General features: G+C 54.5%; 20 protein-coding genes. 9 read left to right on the top strand and 11 right to left on the bottom strand.

The annotated features are described in order from the left end of the window. Positions 1 to 150: 150 nt before the first annotated feature. On the bottom strand, positions 151 to 1,026 hold the full coding sequence (locus tag Q8W22_RS12210; RefSeq protein ID WP_305452490.1) for a YicC/YloC family endoribonuclease: 876 nt from the start codon (positions 1,024 to 1,026) through the stop codon (positions 151 to 153). 111 nt (positions 1,027 to 1,137) lie between these two features. Between Q8W22_RS12210 and rph the strand changes: the two genes are divergently transcribed. Beyond that, positions 1,138 to 1,854 (top strand): ribonuclease PH, encoded by a 717-nt coding sequence (gene rph, locus Q8W22_RS12205; protein WP_303432744.1) that lies wholly within the window; start codon positions 1,138 to 1,140, stop codon positions 1,852 to 1,854. A 138-nt stretch (positions 1,855 to 1,992) separates the two neighbouring features. Here the strand turns inward: rph and Q8W22_RS12200 are convergent, their stop codons facing one another. Next, complete coding sequence (locus tag Q8W22_RS12200) at positions 1,993 to 2,766, bottom strand: exodeoxyribonuclease III (RefSeq protein WP_303432745.1); 774 nt, start codon at positions 2,764 to 2,766, stop codon at positions 1,993 to 1,995. A 235-nt stretch (positions 2,767 to 3,001) separates the two neighbouring features. On the opposite strand from Q8W22_RS12200, the gene pyrE reads away from it, so the two are divergent. Beyond that, entirely contained in the window at positions 3,002 to 3,649 is a 648-nt protein-coding gene (gene pyrE, locus Q8W22_RS12195) for an orotate phosphoribosyltransferase (RefSeq protein WP_305452489.1), read from the top strand. Next, entirely contained in the window at positions 3,649 to 4,365 is a 717-nt protein-coding gene (locus Q8W22_RS12190) for a hypothetical protein (RefSeq protein ID WP_305452488.1), read from the top strand. Before pyrE ends, Q8W22_RS12190 begins: the two co-directional genes overlap by 1 nt. Before the next feature lie 70 nt (positions 4,366 to 4,435). On the opposite strand, the gene slmA is transcribed toward Q8W22_RS12190, so the two are convergent. The 4 genes from slmA to coaBC form a co-directional block, all read right to left on the bottom strand. Next, positions 4,436 to 5,050 (bottom strand): nucleoid occlusion factor SlmA, encoded by a 615-nt coding sequence (gene slmA / locus Q8W22_RS12185; protein ID WP_303432748.1) that lies wholly within the window; start codon positions 5,048 to 5,050, stop codon positions 4,436 to 4,438. Between the two features lie 11 nt (positions 5,051 to 5,061). Further along, on the bottom strand, positions 5,062 to 5,964 hold the full coding sequence (argB, locus tag Q8W22_RS12180) for an acetylglutamate kinase (RefSeq protein WP_303432749.1): 903 nt from the start codon (positions 5,962 to 5,964) through the stop codon (positions 5,062 to 5,064). Positions 5,965 to 6,088: 124 nt separating this feature from the next. Next, the gene (gene dut / locus Q8W22_RS12175; protein WP_305414391.1) at positions 6,089 to 6,547 is read right to left on the bottom strand and encodes a dUTP diphosphatase; all 459 of its coding nucleotides are present in this window, start codon (positions 6,545 to 6,547) and stop codon (positions 6,089 to 6,091) included. Positions 6,548 to 6,590: 43 nt separating this feature from the next. Continuing rightward, on the bottom strand, positions 6,591 to 7,799 hold the full coding sequence (gene coaBC / locus Q8W22_RS12170) for a bifunctional phosphopantothenoylcysteine decarboxylase/phosphopantothenate--cysteine ligase CoaBC (RefSeq protein WP_303432750.1): 1,209 nt from the start codon (positions 7,797 to 7,799) through the stop codon (positions 6,591 to 6,593). 168 nt (positions 7,800 to 7,967) lie between these two features. Here coaBC and radC point away from each other — a divergent pair, with 168 nt between their 5' ends. From radC to mutM, 4 genes are all read left to right on the top strand, one after another. Then, positions 7,968 to 8,642 (top strand): DNA repair protein RadC, encoded by a 675-nt coding sequence (gene radC / locus Q8W22_RS12165; RefSeq protein ID WP_303432751.1) that lies wholly within the window; start codon positions 7,968 to 7,970, stop codon positions 8,640 to 8,642. 228 nt (positions 8,643 to 8,870) lie between these two features. After that, the gene (gene rpmB, locus Q8W22_RS12160) at positions 8,871 to 9,107 is read left to right on the top strand and encodes a 50S ribosomal protein L28 (protein WP_303432752.1); all 237 of its coding nucleotides are present in this window, start codon (positions 8,871 to 8,873) and stop codon (positions 9,105 to 9,107) included. Positions 9,108 to 9,118: 11 nt separating this feature from the next. Beyond that, complete coding sequence (gene rpmG, locus Q8W22_RS12155) at positions 9,119 to 9,277, top strand: 50S ribosomal protein L33 (protein WP_036533854.1); 159 nt, start codon at positions 9,119 to 9,121, stop codon at positions 9,275 to 9,277. Positions 9,278 to 9,497: 220 nt separating this feature from the next. After that, positions 9,498 to 10,322, top strand: coding sequence for a bifunctional DNA-formamidopyrimidine glycosylase/DNA-(apurinic or apyrimidinic site) lyase (mutM, locus tag Q8W22_RS12150; protein ID WP_303432754.1), 825 nt, complete (start codon positions 9,498 to 9,500; stop codon positions 10,320 to 10,322). A 44-nt stretch (positions 10,323 to 10,366) separates the two neighbouring features. Here the strand turns inward: mutM and pgi are convergent, their stop codons facing one another. The 5 genes from pgi to Q8W22_RS12125 form a co-directional block, all read right to left on the bottom strand. Continuing rightward, positions 10,367 to 12,025, bottom strand: a complete 1,659-nt coding sequence (gene pgi / locus Q8W22_RS12145; protein WP_303432755.1) for a glucose-6-phosphate isomerase — start codon at positions 12,023 to 12,025, stop codon at positions 10,367 to 10,369. Positions 12,026 to 12,153: 128 nt separating this feature from the next. After that, positions 12,154 to 12,810 carry a bifunctional 4-hydroxy-2-oxoglutarate aldolase/2-dehydro-3-deoxy-phosphogluconate aldolase gene (locus tag Q8W22_RS12140; protein ID WP_303432756.1) on the bottom strand — a complete coding sequence of 219 codons (657 nt, stop codon included), beginning with the start codon at positions 12,808 to 12,810 and terminating at the stop codon, positions 12,154 to 12,156. A 302-nt stretch (positions 12,811 to 13,112) separates the two neighbouring features. Continuing rightward, positions 13,113 to 14,609, bottom strand: a complete 1,497-nt coding sequence (locus Q8W22_RS12135) for a hypothetical protein (RefSeq protein WP_305452487.1) — start codon at positions 14,607 to 14,609, stop codon at positions 13,113 to 13,115. 101 nt (positions 14,610 to 14,710) lie between these two features. Then, the gene (locus Q8W22_RS12130; RefSeq protein WP_303432758.1) at positions 14,711 to 15,289 is read right to left on the bottom strand and encodes an LPP20 family lipoprotein; all 579 of its coding nucleotides are present in this window, start codon (positions 15,287 to 15,289) and stop codon (positions 14,711 to 14,713) included. Between the two features lie 162 nt (positions 15,290 to 15,451). Next, entirely contained in the window at positions 15,452 to 15,937 is a 486-nt protein-coding gene (locus tag Q8W22_RS12125; protein WP_305452486.1) for a peptidylprolyl isomerase, read from the bottom strand. Positions 15,938 to 16,149: 212 nt separating this feature from the next. On the opposite strand from Q8W22_RS12125, the gene hslV reads away from it, so the two are divergent. Both hslV and hslU read left to right on the top strand, forming a co-directional pair. Beyond that, a complete protein-coding gene (gene hslV / locus Q8W22_RS12120) occupies positions 16,150 to 16,686 on the top strand; it encodes an ATP-dependent protease subunit HslV (protein ID WP_305414385.1) in 537 nt (178 codons plus the stop codon). Beyond that, on the top strand, positions 16,683 to 18,029 hold the full coding sequence (gene hslU / locus Q8W22_RS12115; protein WP_303432763.1) for an ATP-dependent protease ATPase subunit HslU: 1,347 nt from the start codon (positions 16,683 to 16,685) through the stop codon (positions 18,027 to 18,029). Before hslV ends, hslU begins: the two co-directional genes overlap by 4 nt. Positions 18,030 to 18,174 lie beyond the last annotated feature (145 nt).

Here is an 18,174-nt window from a genome sequence, read left to right as displayed (position 1 = left end):
ACATTCAACGACGGCATTTCGCCCGTTGCAGCTGAGGAAAACTTTAAAATACTGTCCGGGATTAGTTGACCACTACACAGACACCTCGTTTATGGTGGCGATATTACCACCTACGTTGGTGTCCGGAATCAGTTGACCTCTACAAAGAAGCTATTCAATATTCTGCACCTGCTCGCGCATCTGTTCTATCAGTACTTTCATCTCAATGGCCGCTTGTGTTGTGGTGGTGGTCAGGGATTTGGAAGACAGGGTGTTAGCCTCGCGATTCAGCTCTTGCATCATAAAATCAAGACGGCGGCCAACAGGCTCTGTGCGTTGCAGGATATTTTGGGTTTCCTGAATGTGGGTGCGCAGTCGGTCGAGTTCTTCGGTAACGTCGGCCTTTTGCGCCAGTATCACCATTTCTTGCTCCAGGCGTTCCGGATTGGCGCTGCCTCTGCGTGCCCCCAGCATATCGGCCAGACGTTGTTGCAGTTGTTGGTGGAGGCTGGTGAGGGCTTCGGGGAGGTGGGCTTCTACGGTCGCGACCAGTGTATCCATGGCAATAAGTCGCTGCTGAATCAGTGATGCCAGGCTGAGGCCTTCCTGGGCGCGGCTGTGGCTGAGGTTGGTCAGGCAGTCGTCAAAGGCTTGCAGGGTGATCTGCTGTATTGCCTGGGTATCTACCGGAGGGGTCTTCATAAGGCCGGGCCACTGCAGGATATCGAGCAGGTTGGCAGGAGCTGCATCGGGGATCTTGGTGGCGATGGTGTCGAGAGTGCGGCTGAGGTTTTCTAACAGCCGTTCGTTAATATTCAGTGCGCTTTGTTGCTGATTTGGTTGTAGTCGTAGCTGGCACTCGACTTTGCCGCGACCCAGCTGTTTCTTTAACCGTTCACGCAGTGCTGGTTCCAGTTCACGAAAGTTGTCGGGCAGGCGTAACTGTGGTTCCAGGTAGCGGTGGTTGACGGATCGAATTTCCCAGACAATCTGCCCAGCGGGAGTGTCAGCCTGTTGGCGGGCAAAGGCTGTCATACTGTAAACCATGGAATTGCTCCGTAAGTGAGTAACCGGTAGAGCGGTGGTGGCCAGATACCCCTGCCATGTCGTTATAATGCCGCCCCATCAAGATATTTTAAGCACAGAAGAGGAAATTGTATGAGACCCAGTGGTCGTGCTCCTGATCAACTCCGCGAAGTTCGTATTACTCGCCATTACACCAAACACGCGGAAGGTTCTGTGCTGGTTGAATGCGGTGATACAAAAGTGATTTGTACCGCCAGTGTGGAAACCAATGTGCCGCCGTTTTTGCGTGGCAAGGGCCAGGGTTGGGTGACGGCGGAGTACGGTATGCTGCCGCGTTCAACCGGTTCGCGCATGATACGTGAAGCCGCCAAGGGCAAGCAGCAGGGCCGTACGGTAGAAATCTCTCGCCTGATTGGCCGCAGCCTGCGTGCTGCTGTGGATATGAAGGCCTTGGGTGAAAATACCATCGCCATCGATTGTGATGTGATCCAGGCCGACGGCGGCACTCGTACGGCGTCGATCACCGGCGCGTGTGTTGCCATGGTGGATGCCATCAACTGGTTGAAGCAAAAGGGCAAACTCAAGGGAGAGCCTCTGAAGCACATGATCGCGGCGGTTTCTGTGGGGGTTTATAAGGGCGAGCCGGTGCTGGATCTGGATTACCCGGAAGACTCCGCCGCTGAAACCGACATGAACGTAATCATGACGTCGAATGGCGGCTTTGTGGAAGTGCAGGGAACTGCTGAAGGTAATACCTTCACCCGCGATGAGCTGAACGCCATGCTGGCATTGGCAGAGAAAGGCATTAATGAGCTGTCTGATCTGCAGATTGCAGCATTGAACGGCTGATCTTGCCTGGGTGGTATATCCACAGGGGAAATCGCCCGAATGGTTTTATTCAGGTGATGACTCTGAAAACACAAAAAAGCCCGCGCACGGTCGCGGGCCTTTTTGTGCCTGGCGTTTGTTGCGCTGCTGCCAGGGCGATTATTCGTCGTCGAATTCGTACTCGATCATCACCGCGGCGTGATCACCAAATTGCAGGCTGTTTTCGATTTTGGCATCGACAACGTATTGGCGAACACCGGGGCTGCAAATCTGGTAGTCCTTGCGCCAGCCATTCTGGTTGCGACGGGCGCATTCGGCATCTGGCCACCAGGTGAACTGGTTTTCGCCAAAATTGGCTTCGCGGAAGGCGTCAACGTAACCGACCGGGCCAAAGATCTGGTCAAACCAGGCGCGTTCTTCCGGCAGGAATCCGGGCTTGTTCTGGTTGGATTGCCAATCGGCCAGGTCGACGGTTTTATGAGCGGCTTCAAAATTGCCGCAAATAATAAACTCGCGACGCTTGCGGCGATTTTTTTGCAAATGCTCCAGAAACGATTTCTGGAAGGCCAGCTTGTCGTCGAGGTTGTTAAAGACATCAACGGATGGAAACAGGATGGAGCCAACACTGACGTGCGGGAAGTCGGCCTGGATATAGCGGCCTTGCATATCGCACTGAGGGAACGCCAGGCCGGTCATGATGGCCTTGGGAACCTCTTTGGTGAGAATGGCAACACCTGAATAGTCATCCGCCTCTGCATCAAAAAAGTAGGCGTTAAAATCTCGCGGGTAAACGACATCGTCAGAAAGCTGATATTCTTTTGCGCGCAGATTCTGGATGGCGACGACATCGGCGTCGGCCATGCTCAGCCATGCATACAGGCCCTTATCTACTGCCTGTTGCAGCCCGTCTACCTGTAAAGTGATAACTCGCATACGTGGTTCCCAACTAGTGAAGCGTGTATCATAACCCATCAATCTAAGTGCGGGTAAACTGAGGCAATATTTGGTTGTGAGTTGTCTCACTTGTTGTACTTGTCTGGTGTCCTGTGAGGCGGTGCATTAGGTCGGTAGCGCTCTGACCTGTACTTGCTTTCCTATTGACTGTCGACCAGTTCCTGCCATTGCATTATTCGTTCCATTTATATTAGTTCCCTTTTCAGGATGCGATATGAAAGCCTATCAACAAGAATTTATCGAATTCGCTATTCAGCAGGGTGTCCTGAAGTTTGGTGAGTTTACGCTAAAGTCGGGTCGAATCAGCCCTTATTTCTTTAATGCCGGGTTGTTTAACAGCGGTTTGACCCTTGCTCGCCTGGGGCGTTTTTACGCTGCCGCACTGGAAGATGCTGGTTTGCAGTACGATGTGGTGTTTGGCCCGGCGTACAAAGGTATTCCTCTGGCGGCAGCCATGACCGTGGCGCTGGCCAATGACTACCAGAAAGACGTGCCTTATGTGTTTAATCGCAAGGAAGCCAAGGCCCATGGCGAAGGCGGTAATCTGGTGGGTGCGCCTTTGGCGGGCCGTGTGGTCATTGTCGACGATGTGATTACTGCTGGAACGGCTATTCGGGAAGTCATGACCCTGATCGCTGGTACTGAGGGTGCAACGGCGGCAGCGGCCTTGATTGCGCTGGATCGCCAGGAGAAAGGCCAGGGTGAGTTGTCTGCGATCCAGGAAGTAGAACGGGACTTCGATATCAAGGTGGCCAGTATCGTGACCCTGAATCAGGTGCTGGACTATGTGGCGACCCAGGATGATCTGAAAAACCACGCGTCTGCTATCGAAGCGTATCGGGCGCAATACGGGGTGTGCTGATGCTGGGATACTTGAACGGTAAACAATGGCTTGCTCGTAGTCGCTTGCTGGTTGCGCTATTGGGTTCTTTGCTGGCATCGGAAGTTGTTGCCGCCAAGTTGTATCGTTTCAAGGTCGATGGTCAGACGGTGCTGCGGGACAGAATACCGGCCGAGCTGGTGGGCCAGGGCTACGAGGTGCTGGGCAGTAACGGTATGGTGCTGGAAGTGGTTGCTCCTGCACCAACAGAAGAAGAGCTGGTTATCCGGCGTGCCAGAGAAGCGGCTGAGCTGCAACGACAAGAGCAAATTGCCCAGCAAAAAGAAGCGGATATCAATCTGCTGCGGTTGTACGAGCAGCCATCGGATGTTGAACGGGCCAGGCTGCGCAAGTCAGAAGAAGTCGCGACCTATATCACCTTGCAGGAACGTCGCCAGCAAGCGTTGGAAGAAAAGCTGCAAGTGGCACAGCAGCAGGCCGAGCGCTTTACCAGTAAGGGTTATCCGGTCCCTGAGGATATTCAGGACGAAGTGGACGAGATCGTTGATGTGATTGCCGACAGCCAACGGGATATCCGGGATCGTCGTGCTGAGTTAGGGCGTATTACCCGGGATTATGCGGAGCAGTATGAGCGCATACGCATTCTGCAGGTTTATCCGCCGGGTACTTTGTACGACGAGGTGGATTTTGACCGGGTTGATCGTTTTATCAAGGCCACTCCTCCCGTCAGCCGCTAGGCCAGCTGGCTTGGCGTCCCTACTGTTGAGTCTTCCGTCCGTTTATTCCGTCTATGCCGTTGCCGTTTATTCAGTAGGTCGGAATGTGCTTTGCCCGCAATAACTGGCTTTGTAACAGCGGCCACTGTTCATCCCAATAGGCGGTGGGTTTCAGGGCAAATTCCGTCCGTACAAACTGACGGATCTTGCCTTCGACCACAGCCGTCAACAAGTTGGCCAGCGCACTGGCCGTGTGCTGTGGCAGCTTGTCTTCACGCAATTCGGCTTCCCGGATGATTTGTCGGAACTGGGTGTCCAGCCGTTCAAAAAACTGCTGGATACGCTGACGCAGGCGTTCGGTTTCTCCCGCCAGGGCATCACCAGACAACAAGCGGCACATGCCGGGGTTGCGTTCAGCAAATGTCAGCAACAGCATGAGGGTGTGCTGGCAGCGCGCTTCAGCGGTGTCGATGTCTTGCAGGATCAGGTTGATACGGCTGAAAATTGTTTCTTCTATAAAAATAATCAGCCCTTCAAACATCTTTGCCTTGCTGGGGAAGTGGCGATACAGCGCCGCTTCTGAGACGCCCACCTCTTTTGCCAGATTGGCGGTGGTGATTCTGGCCCCAGGCTGGGTTTCCAGCATATGCACCAGAGCCTGAAGTATCTGGTCCTTGCGGGATAGCTTGTTTTCCGCCTGTGCCATGAATCCTCCTGTCAGCCTTTGCGGTTGGTAATCAGAGTGCCCACACCTTCATCGGTGAACAGTTCCAGCAGGGTCGAGTGTGCCACGCGTCCATCAATAATATGGGCGCTGGTGACGCCAGCATGGACGGCATCCAGAGCACATTGGATCTTGGGTAACATGCCACCGTAGATGGTACCGTCAGCAATCAGGTCGTCGACTTGCCGGGTAGTCAGACCGGTAAGGATATTGTTCTGCTTGTCCATCAAACCGGCGATATTGGTTAATAGAATCAGTTTTTCGGCCTTGAGTACTTCCGCGACCTTACCGGCAACCAAATCGGCGTTGATGTTGTAGGAGCGACCTTCTGAGTCGACACCAATCGGTGCAATAACCGGAATAAAATCACTGTCATTGAGCATGTCCAACACCTTGGTGTTGATACTGGCGACTTCACCAACGTGGCCGATGTCGATGATTTCCGGTTTTTCCAGATCCGGAGAAGCCCGGGTCACATGCAGCTTGCGAGCGTGCAGCAGCTGGCCATCCTTACCGGTCAGGCCAATGGCATCACCACCGTTCTGGTTGATCAGGTTGACGATGTCTTTGTTGACCAGGCCACCCAGTACCATTTCGACCACATCCATGGTTTCGCTGGTGGTCACGCGCATGCCGTTAACAAAGTGGCTTTCGATATTGAGTTTGGTCAGCAACTCGCCAATTTGTGGCCCGCCGCCGTGCACCACAACCGGGTTGATGCCAACCAGTTTCAGCATCACCATATCGCGGGCAAAGCTGTTTTTCAGATGTTCGTCGATCATGGCATTGCCGCCGTATTTGACAACAATGGTTTTGCCTACAAAGCGTTGCAGGTAGGGCAGGGCCTGACTCAGAACGTTGACGGTTTGGATAGCGTCATCGCGGTTCAGCGGCATGGTGGGGCTCCATCGGGTGCAGGGCAAGGCCGATCACTCAATCGGCCCTGCAGTATGAGTATGGTTCAGGTTATTGGCAATCGGGCAGTATAGCCTGACCCGATTGGCGCTCGCTATGGATGGCTCAGTGGCGGCCAGAGTGGCCAAAACCACCGCTGCCGCGTTCTGTTGCCGTAAAGTCTTCTACTTGCTGGAGCCGGGCTTGTACCACGGGGACCAGCACCAGCTGTGCCAGACGTTCGCCGACATTCAGCGTGAACGGTTCGGTGCCACGATTCCAGCAGGATACCATGAGCGGGCCCTGGTAATCGGAGTCAATCAGACCGACCAGATTGCCCAGTACGATGCCATGTTTGTGGCCCAGGCCTGAGCGCGGCAGCAGCACGGCAGCGAGACCGGGATCATCGATATAAATCGCCATTCCGGTGGGAATCAGTACGGTCTGGCCGGGTTCGATAACCAGGCTGTCGGTTTCGATGCAGGCGCGTAAGTCCAGCCCTGCTGATCCGCTGGTGGCGTATTCTGGCAGTGGAATGGTATCGCCGAGGCGCGGGTCGAGAATTTTGAATTGCAAGGTATGCACTGTAGCGGCTTCCTGTTGGTTTATGAGTGGCATCGGCGGGCTGTTATTGCGCCTTGAGCTGCTGGGCGATCGCTGCGATCAGTTGCCGCGCCAGCAGGGTTTTGTTCATGACGTCAAATTCGGTCGTACCGTGGCGGCTGTACAGCGTGACAGCATTATTTTCGGCACCGAAGCCAATATCCTGACGCGAGACATCGTTGGCAATGATCATATCGAGATTTTTGCGCTCGAGTTTGTCGCGGGCGTAACTGTCGACGTCGTGGGTTTCGGCGGCAAAGCCAACGCTAAACGGCCGTTGTGGATGATGGGCCACGGTGGCGATAATATCGGGGTTCTTGACCAGCGTTAGCTGGATCTCGTCACCGGCTTTCTTGATCTTCTGTTCCGCTACCGCCGCCGGCCGGTAGTCGGCCACGGCGGCGCTGGCAATAAAAACGTCACATTGACCCAGCGTCGCTAATGACGCCGTCAGCATGTCAGTGGCCGATGTGACCGGCACCAGGGTGATCCGCTCGGGTACGGGCAGGCTGACCGGGCCGGAGATCAGTGTAACTTGCGCTCCGGCTTCCAGTGCCGCCTGGGCCAGTGCATAACCCATTTTACCAGAGCTGTGGTTGCTGATGTAACGCACAGGGTCGAGCGCTTCGCGGGTTGGCCCGGCCGTGATGACCACCTGCTTGCCTGCCAGGGTACCACTAACAAAACGGTCGGCCAGTTGTTGGGCAATCGCTTCGGGTTCGAGCATTCGGCCGAGGCCGATATCGCCACAGGCTTGGGCCCCGCTGCCGGGTCCAAACAGAGCCAATGCATCGCCGCGCAGCCGTGCCAATGTCGAGAGATTGTTCTTGGTCGTGGCGGCGGCCCACATTTGCTGATTCATCGCCGGTGCCAGGCAGAGCGGTGCTGAGCTGGCCAGACAGACGGTGGTCAGCAAGTCATCCCCCATACCGGCGGCAAGGCGGGCAATCAGGTCGGCACTGGCCGGTGCAATCAGGATGGTATCAGCCCAGCGTGCCAGTTCGATGTGACCCATACCGGCTTCGGCAGTCTCATCCAGCAAGGCGTGGTGCACCGGATTACCGGAGAGGGCCTGCAGCGTCAGCGGGGTGATAAATTCCATCGCACCAGCGGTCATAATGACTCGAACAGTGGCACCGGCCTTGGTCAGAGTGCGTACCAGTTCGGCGGATTTGTAGGCAGCAATGCCGCCGCTGATACCGAGCAAAATACGTTTGTTGGCTAATTGCAGCATGGAGAGCTCGTCAGTACTGGGGTAAAATTGGCGTCAGTATAACGCACAGGTGAAACGAAGGAGCCTCGTATCATAATGGCACCCGGAAGGTGACGGCACGATGACAGATGCTGTGCCCGTCAGGTGGTTGAATGAGCGAAGCATAACAGCACTGCAAGGAGGCAGATAATGGCAATCAGGGATTGGCCAGAGCAGGAACGTCCACGGGAAAAACTGTTGGCTCAGGGAGCGGCGTCGCTGTCGGATGCCGAGTTGCTGGCGATATTTTTACGCACCGGGGTCAAAGGCAAAAGTGCCGTGGATTTGTCGCGGGAGTTGCTGGCGGAGTTTGGCGGTTTGCGGCCGCTCTTGATGGCAAGTGAAAAGCGTTTTTGCCAGCCTCTGGGGTTGGGGTCGGCCAAGTTTGCGCTGTTACAAGCCGTGCTGGAAATGGCTCGCCGTCATCTGGCGGAGCAGCTGCAAAAAGGTGATGCTCTGACCAGCCCGGAATTGACCCGGCGTTATTTGTCAGCACAGATCCGGGATCTCGATCATGAGGTGTTTGCGTGTCTGTTTCTGGATAACCAGAACCGGGTTATCCAGTACAAGGAGCTGTTTCAGGGCACCATTGATGGTGCGTCGGTGTACCCGCGTGAGGTGGTGAAGCAGGCGCTGGCCTACGGTGCTGCCGCCGTGATCTTTACTCATAATCACCCCTCCGGTGTGGCGGAGCCAAGCCGGGCGGACCGGCATATTACCGACAAGTTGCAGCAGGCTCTGGGGCTGGTGGATATCCGGGTGCTGGACCATATCGTGGTGGGTGATGGCGAAGAAGTGTCCTTTGCCGAGCGAGGCTGGATCTGACCTGAGAGCGACAGGCGCAGGTGTTTCAGGGCGGTAAAACGACGATTTCGGGTCGCCAGGTTCCGTACAAAAAATAAACTTCGGCTTGCGCTGTGTTTGTGGTTTTGGTATAAAGCGCAACTCTTTTCAGCCAGGGCCTATCTGGTGTCGCTTGTAAAAGCGCTCCAAGCCCACGGTTGCTAACGAAATTCAGATTGATCGATACAGTTAAGAATCGGGGCTAGATCCATGTCTAAGGTTTGTCAGGTAACAGGAAAAGGTCCTGTTTCCGGGAATAATGTTTCCCACTCAAATACCAAAACCAAGCGCCGTTTTTTACCCAACTTGCAATATCACCGTTTTTGGGTAGAAAGCGAAAGCCGTTTTGTTCGTCTGCGTGTATCAACTAAAGGTATGCGTATCATCGACAAGAAAGGCATCGATCCGGTGCTGGCCGAGCTGCGTGCTCGCGGCGAGAAATTCTAAGGAGACTGATTATGCCACGCGATAAAATCCGTCTGGTGTCCAGTGCCGGTACCGGTCACTTCTACACTACAGACAAGAACAAGCGCACCATGCCTGAGAAAATGGAAATCAAGAAATTTGATCCCGTTGTTCGCAAGCATGTGATGTACAAGGAAGCCAAGATCAAGTAATTGATTCTTCCTGTACAGGCTTGAAAAACCCGGTTATAGCTTAGGCTATCCGGGTTTTTTTATGTCTGGCGTTTGCTGTCGAGAGCTTTGTGCGCTCTGTTTGCGGTTTATATTTGATACTGTCAGAGCGGCCTCTGCAGGCTGTCTGTTTGCCGCGGTGCCAGAACATCATGCCCAACAACCGTCCAACAACCATGTCAAAACATTATGTTAAAACACTATGCCAGAGCTTCCTGAAGTAGAAACCACTTTGCGGGGTATTACCCCTTACCTGCTCAATCAGACCATTGAGAATGTCGTGGTGCGCCAGTCGCGCTTGCGCTGGCCGGTGGCCGATGAGATATCAGCATTGACGGGCCAGCAGGTGACGGGCTTGAGTCGCCGGGGCAAGTACTTGCTGTTGCAGTTTGACGCCGGGACAGCGGTCTGGCATCTGGGTATGTCGGGGTCGTTGCGACTGGTGAAGGCCGAAGAAGATCCGCGGATTCATGATCATATTGACTGGGTGTTAGGTAACGGCTGGATCTTGCGTTATCACGACCCCAGACGCTTTGGTGCATTGCTATGGCAGGCACCTGATACCGTGTTAAGCCAGATAGCTTCCCTGGGGCCAGAGCCGTTATTGCCCGAGGCGGAGTCGGGGTTATCCGCTGCGTCGCTGTATCAGCGCAGCCGGGGCAAGAAGCAGGCAATCAAGCTGTTTATTATGGATAACCATACCATGGTAGGGGTGGGGAATATTTACGCCAATGAGAGCCTGTTTATGGCGGGTATCCGGCCAACAACTGCAGCAGGCAACATCAGCAAGCCCAGGTTCGAACGCCTGTTGGACTGTATTCGCCAGGTGCTGGGGCAAGCCATTGAGCAGGGGGGTACAACGCTGCGGGATTTCGTCAACAGTGATGGCAATCCCGGTTATTTTGCCCAGCAGTTGCAGGTCTATGGACGAGGTGGCAAGCCGTGTCGGGTGTGTGAGACGACCTTGAAGGAGATTCGTCAGGGTCAGCGGGCAACCGTGTATTGCCCGCTGTGTCAACGCCGCTAGACGGCGATGTGTACCGTCAGCAGACGGTGGGTTAGACGGAAAGGTTACTCAAGGTTGCCACTGTTTTTGCGTTGCTCGACAAAGTACTGCATCAGGTTGCGGGTGGAGTCATCGTGGTCGTTACGCACGTCGCCACTTTGCAGTTCGGGCAGGATATTTTTTGCCAGGGTTTTGCCCAGCTCAACGCCCCATTGGTCAAAAGAACAAATGTCCCAGATGGTGCCGAGGATAAAAATCTTGTGCTCGTAGAGGGCAATCAAGGCACCCAGTGTGCGTGGGTTGAGCTGATCCAGCAGCAGGCTGTTGGTCGGGCGGTTGCCCTGGTGGATCTTATGGGGAATCAGGCGCTCGATATCGGCGCTCGACATGCCCTTGGCGGTCAGGTCCCGACGAATGTCGTCGGCATTGATACCACACATCAGGGCTTCGGTCTGGGCAAAGAAATTGGCCATCAGTTTTTCATGGTGGCCTTCCACGGGAGTGCTGCTTTCGATCGAACCGATAAAGTCAGCCGGTACGACGGTACTGCCCTGGTGCAGGTATTGGTAAAAAGCATGCTGGCCATCAATCCCGAGCTGACCCCAAATAATCGACCCGGTGGTATAAGGAACAATATCGCCGTTACGGTCTACGGATTTGCCGTTGCTTTCCATTTCCGCTTGCTGCAGGTAGGCCGAGAATTTCTGCAATGGCCAGTCGTACGGCAAAATCGCCTGGCTGTGGCGGCCCATGAAGGTGCTGTTCCATAAGGCCGTCAGGGCCAGCCACATGGGGGCGTTGCGCTCTAATGGTTCATTGCGGAAGTGCAGGTCCATATCATGTGCACCCTGCAACAATTCTTCAAACTGTCTGAAGCCGAGATACAGGGCGATGGGCAAGCCAATGGCAGACCATAATGAAAAGCGGCCACCAACCCAATCCCACATCTGGAAGGTGTTTTCCAGTTTGATGCCAAAGGCTTTGACGGCTTCGGCGTTGCTGGAGACGGCAACAAAGTGCTGCGCCACGGCGCGGCTGTCGAACGAGGATGCCATCAGCCAGTTACGGGCGGTCTGGGCATTGGTCATGGTTTCGGCGGTGGTGAAGGTTTTGGACGCCACCACAAACAATACCCGCTCCGGGTTGAGTCCTTTCAGCACATTGGCGATTTCCATGCCATCGACATTGGACACAAAGTGGATCTTGATCTGGTCGTCGGCATAGGGCTTGAGCGCCTGGGTTACCATGCGTGGGCCAAGGTCAGAACCACCAATACCAATGTTGACCACATCGGTAATGCGTTTGCCGGAATGGCCGCGCCAGCGGCCCTTGCGAACGGCATTAACAAACACCCGGATACGCTTGAGTTCATGCTCAATGACAGGCATGACATCTTCACCATCGACATACACCGGCGAATGCCCACGATTACGCAAGGCGGTATGCAGCACCGCCCGGTCTTCGGTGACATTGATATGTTCGCCGTTGAACATATCGTCGCGACATTTTTCCAGATCACATTGACGCGCCAATGCCAGCAGGTGCTGGAAGGTTTCGTCGTCGATGGGGTTCTTGGAGATATCCAGCAAGATGTTCTGGACCTTAAGTGAATACTTGTCAAAACGTTCCGGGTCATCAAACAGTGATTGGATCGGGGTTTCAAGTGCTGGTTCGACGCGCTTTTGGAGGGCTTGCCAGGCGGGTAGTTGGGTAACGGCGGACATTGGTATTCCTTGTCTGTCTTACGGTAAACGGATTAAATGAATTGTTATTGATCGTTGTGACAACAAAACGACGCAGGGTACAGGTCGCCATTCTGTTGTCTGTCACAGGTATTGGTTGGGCACGGGTCTTAGCCGCGCAGGTTGCTGGCGCTTCTGGCCAGTTCGCGAATGGCATCCCAGTCTTTGGCTGCAATCAGCTCATCCGGTGTCAGCCAGGTACCGCCGACACACATAACGTTACCAAGGCTCAGGTAATCGTTGGCATTACCGGGACGAATGCCTCCTGTCGGGCAAAAACGCACTTCTGGAAACGGTCCGGCAATGGACTTCAGAATGGCTGTGCCACCGGCGGCAGCGGCGGGAAAGAACTTGAAGCGGCGGTAGCCAAAATCCATCGCCGTCATCATCTCCGAGACCGTCTGGATACCCGGTACCATGGGAATATTGGCAGCAATCGCACCAGCCAGCAGTGCCGGTGTGGCGCCAGGGGTAAAAACAAATTCACTACCGGCGTCAATGGCTGCCTGCAGGTTGGCCGTATTGGTGACGGTACCCGCTCCCACCCGAGCTTCGGGAACGTGTTCAGCAATGGCGCGGATAGCATCCAGTGCGGCGTCACTGCGCAGGGTGATTTCCAGAACCGGCAAACCGCCATCCACCAGTGCTTGAGCCAGGGGTACGGCATCTTCCAGGTGTTCAATCTTTAGAACCGGAATCACCGGTGCCAGAGCGACCAGATCATCAATTTGCGAGATAAACGTAGCGGGATAATTGCTTGTGGTCATAACAACTCCTTGTGCGCGACTGTGAGCCAGGATTGCATCAATCATACAGATTCGATGTGACAAGTGCTGGTATCTGGCCGCCCTGACATATGTGGAAACCCCAGCTATCAGGGGTTCGAGTGATTATTACTGTTTTTATGCAATATACGCTCCCGGAATAGCAGGATGAGTGCTGATACCGACAGTACAATGAATTCATCATATTGCCTCGCTCATCGGGTTGCGCGACTGCCTCCTCTCGACTGTCCAGTTTGCTTGGTGAGTACCGGTTCGGAGGCAATGACGCTTGACGCCCAGCGGGATCAGAATTTTCTTAACGTCGGTGTCTGGTCTTGATAACGGGGCATCATCATGCCGAGATCGGCATTGATGTAGGTCGGATCGGCTACCAGGTAGCGTTTGCCTTCAAACCGCCAGCCGCTGCCGGTGATGGCGCTGTCGGTGGCGTTCATGGCGATGGCGGTGGCAACGTGGCCCGGTAACTCGACAATCAGCACATCAGCATCCAGCAGCTGTTGCGCCAGCCAACCAAACAGAGCAGCGCGGTCTTCGCAGTCGGAGTAAGGGTAGTGCAGGGTTTCCAGCGGGAACAGGTAGTTCTCGCTCTGAAACTGCTCGGCGTCGGTTTCATAACGGAAACCGGTTTGCACCAACCGTAGCAGGTAGTTGATTTTGCTCTGACGGTCGTTCAGTCGGGCCAGTCGAGGCCGTAACTGATCCAGTAATTGCTGGGCCGTAACGGCTGGTAATCCAGCCTGAAAGTAGCCTGGCAGTGCCAGTTGCGGGTAGGTGGCCAGATAAGCGCTGTAGTCGGCAGGGTAACTGACCTGAAGGGATTCAGTCTGGCCTTGCCAGCGAAAGCTGAGCGTTCGTGTTTCTTCGCCGCCACCAGGTACAAAGCGGTATGGATCGCTAAAACCGATGGGGCGTGAGCCCAGTTCATGAGTGCCCTGATAGGTTTTGACGGTCCCCAGTCCCAGTGGTTGCTCGCCGGGTTGAATGGCGTAATAACGCTGCTGGTCAAGCTCAAAATAGGTGACGCCGTAGAGCTTTTCCTGGGCCGGTAGCAGCAGGTGAATTTGCTGGTCGTAGGCGACTCTGGCATCAAAACCGGCTTTGACCAGTAAAAACCAGCAGTTCAGTACCTGACTGTTGGGGTCATCATGCAGGGCGTGAGCAAATTGGCTGAACAGCACGGCGGTAGCCCAGTCGTTTAATTGCCAGTCACTGGCCGCGGCTGTTAGCGCATCGACAAGCGATTGATGTTGACTGCTGGCGAGTTGCTGCCAGTAAGTGGCAATACGTTTGTTATCAGGTCGACCGCTGAATGTCTGTTTGAAACCATCGGGAATCTCGACACTGAGACTGCGTCCATAAAACGTCAGTTGTACGGTATTGGGATTGGCTGGCAATGATTCCGGTGGGATAACCGCGGGCCTGGGTGTCGAAGGGGGTGGTGGCGCCACCACGACGGGTGGCGGGAGCGGTTCACTGGTGGGCCGGGCTGGTTCTGGTGTATCGACCGGGGCCGGGCGGGCAACCGGCAGAGTATCCGGCTTGGGTTCCGGATCTCGTTGTTGTGCCGGTTCAACCTCGACGTCTTTCCAGCGCTGGTTGAGAAAGGTTAGAAAAGCGCGGTCATTTTTATCCAGATAGGACTGATAATTGTCCTGGGTCTGCTGTAACCACTGTTGGTATTCATTGGTTTGTGTCGGGGTGGCGGCCAGTGACCAGGCACTGGTCATCAAGGTGACGACAGCAACAAAGCCGCGTAAACCTTGCTGGAATCTGACGTTCATGGCACTTGCCCTCTCAGTTAAGTTACCTGAGCCGTTGTCGGGGATGGAACCAACACAGCAGAGCGAGGTGAACCTGGCTGCTACTGTGTTGGGCAATCGGTTTATTTCAGTTTGGCGATTTCTTCAGCCAGTTCATCAAAGGATTTTTCGGACTGGAATTTCTGCCACAGCGCCTGATCATTGGCCATGGAGGTTTTCAGGGCCTGTTCCGTTACCTGGGCCATGGTGTCGGCATTCAGACCAACCAGTACCACCATACCGCCGCTTGGGGTCGGCATCTGGCGCAGGATTTTGGAACCAACCAGGGTTTCCTTGGTGATCTGGCGAGTGACAGAGGAATTCACCTTGTCGACGGTTTCGCCATCCCCGGTACCCGTGGTCTCAGCATATTGCTTGATCATGTTCTGGACTTCGATACGCATGGTCTGAGCCAGCTCAACACGAGCAGCAGTGGCCGCCATTTGTTTCATGAAGTTGGGGCCAGCGGCAGTTTTGTCGGCATAACCAACCGCAGTCAGGTCGACACCATCAATCGGTGCGCCACAAACCCATTCCGGTGCTGCCTTGCCCGAACCATCAGCAAAAGCACAGCTGACCGGTTGGGTTTCGATCGACTGGTTGGATGAGCAGCCTGCCATAACCGCGACAGCCGCCGCCATTGCCCAATGTTTAAACGCCATAACGTTCTCCTTGTGATATGAATGGGGTCGCTTTCTGATCAGATAAGCCAACACCCTGAATGGTTCATGCTTTGTAATGTCAATATGACCTGTCTTGCCTGTTGTCCCATGCTACGCCAGCACCATGACAATGTGATTGATCTGGTACGGCAGATCCGCCTGTCAGGACCCGTGTCCGCAGTGATCACCGGCGTGGGCGTGGCCATGGGCCAGTTCTTCGGCGGTGGCATCACGGGTACTGAGGATCGACACCTGAAACGTCAATGTCTTGCCTGCCAGCGGATGGTTGGTATCAACATCGGCCATAAATTTACCAACTTTGACGACCGTCACCTTGCGCGGGCCATGTTCTGTCTGAACTTCTGCAAGCATTCCGGCGCGCCAGCGTTTGGCACCTTGCAGATGTTTTACCGGCACCCGTTGTTGAGCGTCGTCGTGGCGCTGGCCATAGGCCTGATCCGGGGTCAGGGTCAGCAGTAATTCATCCCCTGCAGAGCGGCCATCAAGGGCCGCTTCAAATGCCCCCAGCATCTGTTTTTTGCCGTGCATGTACAGCACTGGCTCGCCATCAAAAGTCGACTCAATCAGTTGGTTCTCGCTATCAGTCATGCGGTAGTGCAATTCAACAACGGTATTGGCAGTAATCATCTTGTTTTCCAGCGTATATTCAATTGTAGAGTATCCGGCTGTCGGTAAAGTCAGGCAACTGTTAAAAAAGCGTCAAAGGTAAGTAAAGGCAGTCCAAGCCAGAAATAACAGTGCGGTAAGCGCAAATGTAATCCGCTTGGCATAGACACTTGATTTCGTGATTGACGGCCCCATCTTTTACCGCTGACCCGAATGTAAGCAGGAAGTACGCTATGACAACGATTGTATCCGTCCGACGTGGTGACCAGGTGGTGATTGCCGGTGATGGCCAGGTATCACTGGGTAATACCGTGATGAAAGGGAATGCACGCAAGGTCCGTCGGCTCTATAACAATAAGGTATTGGCCGGGTTTGCGGGCAGTACCGCGGATGCATTTACCCTGTTTGAAAAATTTGAAGCCCAGCTGCAGCAACATCATGGCCAGCTGACGCGTGCCGCCGTCGAGCTGGCCAAAGAATGGCGCTCGGACCGTGCGCTGCGCAAACTGGAAGCGATTCTGGCAGTGGCAGATCACACCGCTTCCCTGATCATTACCGGTAATGGCGACGTGGTGCAGCCGGAAGAAGATCTGATTGGTGTGGGTTCTGGTGGTCAATTTGCCCTGGCCGCGGCTCGTGCCCTGTTACACAACACAGACCTGGAGGCACGAGACATCGCCGAAAAAAGCCTCACTATCGCCGGAGAGATCTGTGTCTTTACCAACAACAATATGACGGTTGAATGCCTGTCTGCCGGAGATAACGCATGAGCGAAATGACCCCGAGAGAAATTGTTCACGAGCTGGACCGTCATATTATTGGCCAGCAGAATGCCAAACGATCCGTCGCGATTGCCCTGCGTAACCGCTGGCGTCGCATGCAGCTGCCAAAAGCACTGCGCGATGAAGTGACCCCCAAGAATATCCTGATGATTGGTCCGACCGGGGTGGGTAAAACCGAAATTGCCCGACGTCTGGCCAAACTTTCCAACGCCCCTTTTATCAAGGTCGAAGCAACCAAATTCACCGAAGTGGGTTATGTCGGCAAAGACGTGGAATCCATTATTCGGGATCTGATCGAAACCGGCATTAAAATGCTGCGCGAGCAAGAGATGGTGCGAGTCAGCCACCGGGCTGAAGAAGCGGCAGAGGAACGTATTCTGGATGCTTTACTGCCTCCGGCTCGTTCCAATACACAAAGCGAGTGGGACACCACAACCAGCCCCAAAACCGAAGATTCCTCCACCCGTCAGATTTTCCGCAAGAAACTGCGTGAAGGTCAGCTGGATGACAAGGAAATTGATATCGCTGTTGCTCAGGCACCGGCAGGCGTTGAGATTATGGCACCGCCAGGCATGGAAGAAATGACCAGCCAGTTGCAGAACATGTTTTCCAACATGGGGAGCGACAAAAAAACCACACGCAAGCTGAAAATCCGCGATGCTTTCAAGCAGCTTCAGGATGAAGAAGCGGCTAAAATGCTCAATATGGAAGACCTGAAAGCCAGAGCGATCGACCTGGTAGAGCAAAACGGCATCGTCTTTATTGACGAGATCGACAAGGTTGCCAAGCGAGGCGAATCCGGGTCCGGTGGTGATGTCAGCCGTGAAGGAGTACAGCGCGACCTGTTGCCGCTGATTGAAGGCAGTACCGTCAGCACCAAACACGGCATGATCAAGACTGACCATATCCTGTTTGTGGCTTCCGGTGCTTTCCACGTTGCCAAGCCGTCAGATCTGATCCCGGAACTACAGGGACGTTTGCCAATCCGGGTTGAATTACAAGCGCTGACGCCGGGCGACTTCGAACGTATTCTGACTGAACCCAGCGCCTCGCTGACGGAACAATACCGTGCCTTGTTGCAGACCGAAGGCGTGGAGCTTGAATTTCGCCCGGACGCCATCAAGCGCCTGGCGGAGATCGCTTACGAGGTGAACGAAAGCACCGAGAACATCGGGGCTCGTCGTTTGCACACCATTATGGAGCGCCTGCTGGAAACCGTTTCCTTTGACGCCACCGACCTGAGCGACGCCGTTGTCATCGACGCCGCTTATGTTGAGGCCCAGTTGGGCGATGTGGTGAGAAACCAGGACCTGAGCCAGTTTATTCTCTGAGCCAAAGGCCTGGTTGACGCTGGTTGCTCTCGCTATAAGAGCAACCGCGTTCAATATTTGGTTGGGTATTTGGATATGAATGTTTAATCGAGTCGCCGAGAGACCGGCGTCTATCCATACTGATTACCGTAATCCGACAACCCAA

The sequence above is a fragment of the Oceanobacter sp. 1_MG-2023 genome (assembly GCF_030689025.1).
GTDB lineage: Bacteria > Pseudomonadota > Gammaproteobacteria > Pseudomonadales > Oceanobacteraceae > Oceanobacter.
Note: the sequence above shows the minus strand (reverse complement) of the source record. Positions and strands in the feature narration are given on the sequence as shown.

Excerpts from the sequence above, each read along its gene's own strand:
- Q8W22_RS12140 (WP_303432756.1), bottom strand. The coding sequence starts at position 12,810 with ATGACCACAAGCAATTATCCCGCTACGTTTATCTCGCAAATTGATGAT.
- hslU (WP_303432763.1), top strand. The coding sequence starts at position 16,683 with ATGAGCGAAATGACCCCGAGAGAAATTGTTCACGAGCTGGACCGTCAT.
- coaBC (WP_303432750.1), bottom strand. The coding sequence starts at position 7,799 with ATGCTGCAATTAGCCAACAAACGTATTTTGCTCGGTATCAGCGGCGGC.
- pgi (WP_303432755.1), bottom strand. The coding sequence starts at position 12,025 with ATGTCCGCCGTTACCCAACTACCCGCCTGGCAAGCCCTCCAAAAGCGC.
- hslV (WP_305414385.1), top strand. The coding sequence starts at position 16,150 with ATGACAACGATTGTATCCGTCCGACGTGGTGACCAGGTGGTGATTGCC.
- slmA (WP_303432748.1), bottom strand. The coding sequence starts at position 5,050 with ATGGCACAGGCGGAAAACAAGCTATCCCGCAAGGACCAGATACTTCAG.
- mutM (WP_303432754.1), top strand. The coding sequence starts at position 9,498 with ATGCCAGAGCTTCCTGAAGTAGAAACCACTTTGCGGGGTATTACCCCT.
- radC (WP_303432751.1), top strand. The coding sequence starts at position 7,968 with ATGGCAATCAGGGATTGGCCAGAGCAGGAACGTCCACGGGAAAAACTG.
- argB (WP_303432749.1), bottom strand. The coding sequence starts at position 5,964 with ATGCCGCTGAACCGCGATGACGCTATCCAAACCGTCAACGTTCTGAGT.
- Q8W22_RS12135 (WP_305452487.1), bottom strand. The coding sequence starts at position 14,609 with ATGAACGTCAGATTCCAGCAAGGTTTACGCGGCTTTGTTGCTGTCGTC.
- Q8W22_RS12125 (WP_305452486.1), bottom strand. The coding sequence starts at position 15,937 with ATGATTACTGCCAATACCGTTGTTGAATTGCACTACCGCATGACTGAT.
- Q8W22_RS12200 (WP_303432745.1), bottom strand. The coding sequence starts at position 2,766 with ATGCGAGTTATCACTTTACAGGTAGACGGGCTGCAACAGGCAGTAGAT.
- Q8W22_RS12210 (WP_305452490.1), bottom strand. The coding sequence starts at position 1,026 with ATGGTTTACAGTATGACAGCCTTTGCCCGCCAACAGGCTGACACTCCC.
- pyrE (WP_305452489.1), top strand. The coding sequence starts at position 3,002 with ATGAAAGCCTATCAACAAGAATTTATCGAATTCGCTATTCAGCAGGGT.
- rpmB (WP_303432752.1), top strand. The coding sequence starts at position 8,871 with ATGTCTAAGGTTTGTCAGGTAACAGGAAAAGGTCCTGTTTCCGGGAAT.
- Q8W22_RS12130 (WP_303432758.1), bottom strand. The coding sequence starts at position 15,289 with ATGGCGTTTAAACATTGGGCAATGGCGGCGGCTGTCGCGGTTATGGCA.
- Q8W22_RS12190 (WP_305452488.1), top strand. The coding sequence starts at position 3,649 with ATGCTGGGATACTTGAACGGTAAACAATGGCTTGCTCGTAGTCGCTTG.
- rpmG (WP_036533854.1), top strand. The coding sequence starts at position 9,119 with ATGCCACGCGATAAAATCCGTCTGGTGTCCAGTGCCGGTACCGGTCAC.
- rph (WP_303432744.1), top strand. The coding sequence starts at position 1,138 with ATGAGACCCAGTGGTCGTGCTCCTGATCAACTCCGCGAAGTTCGTATT.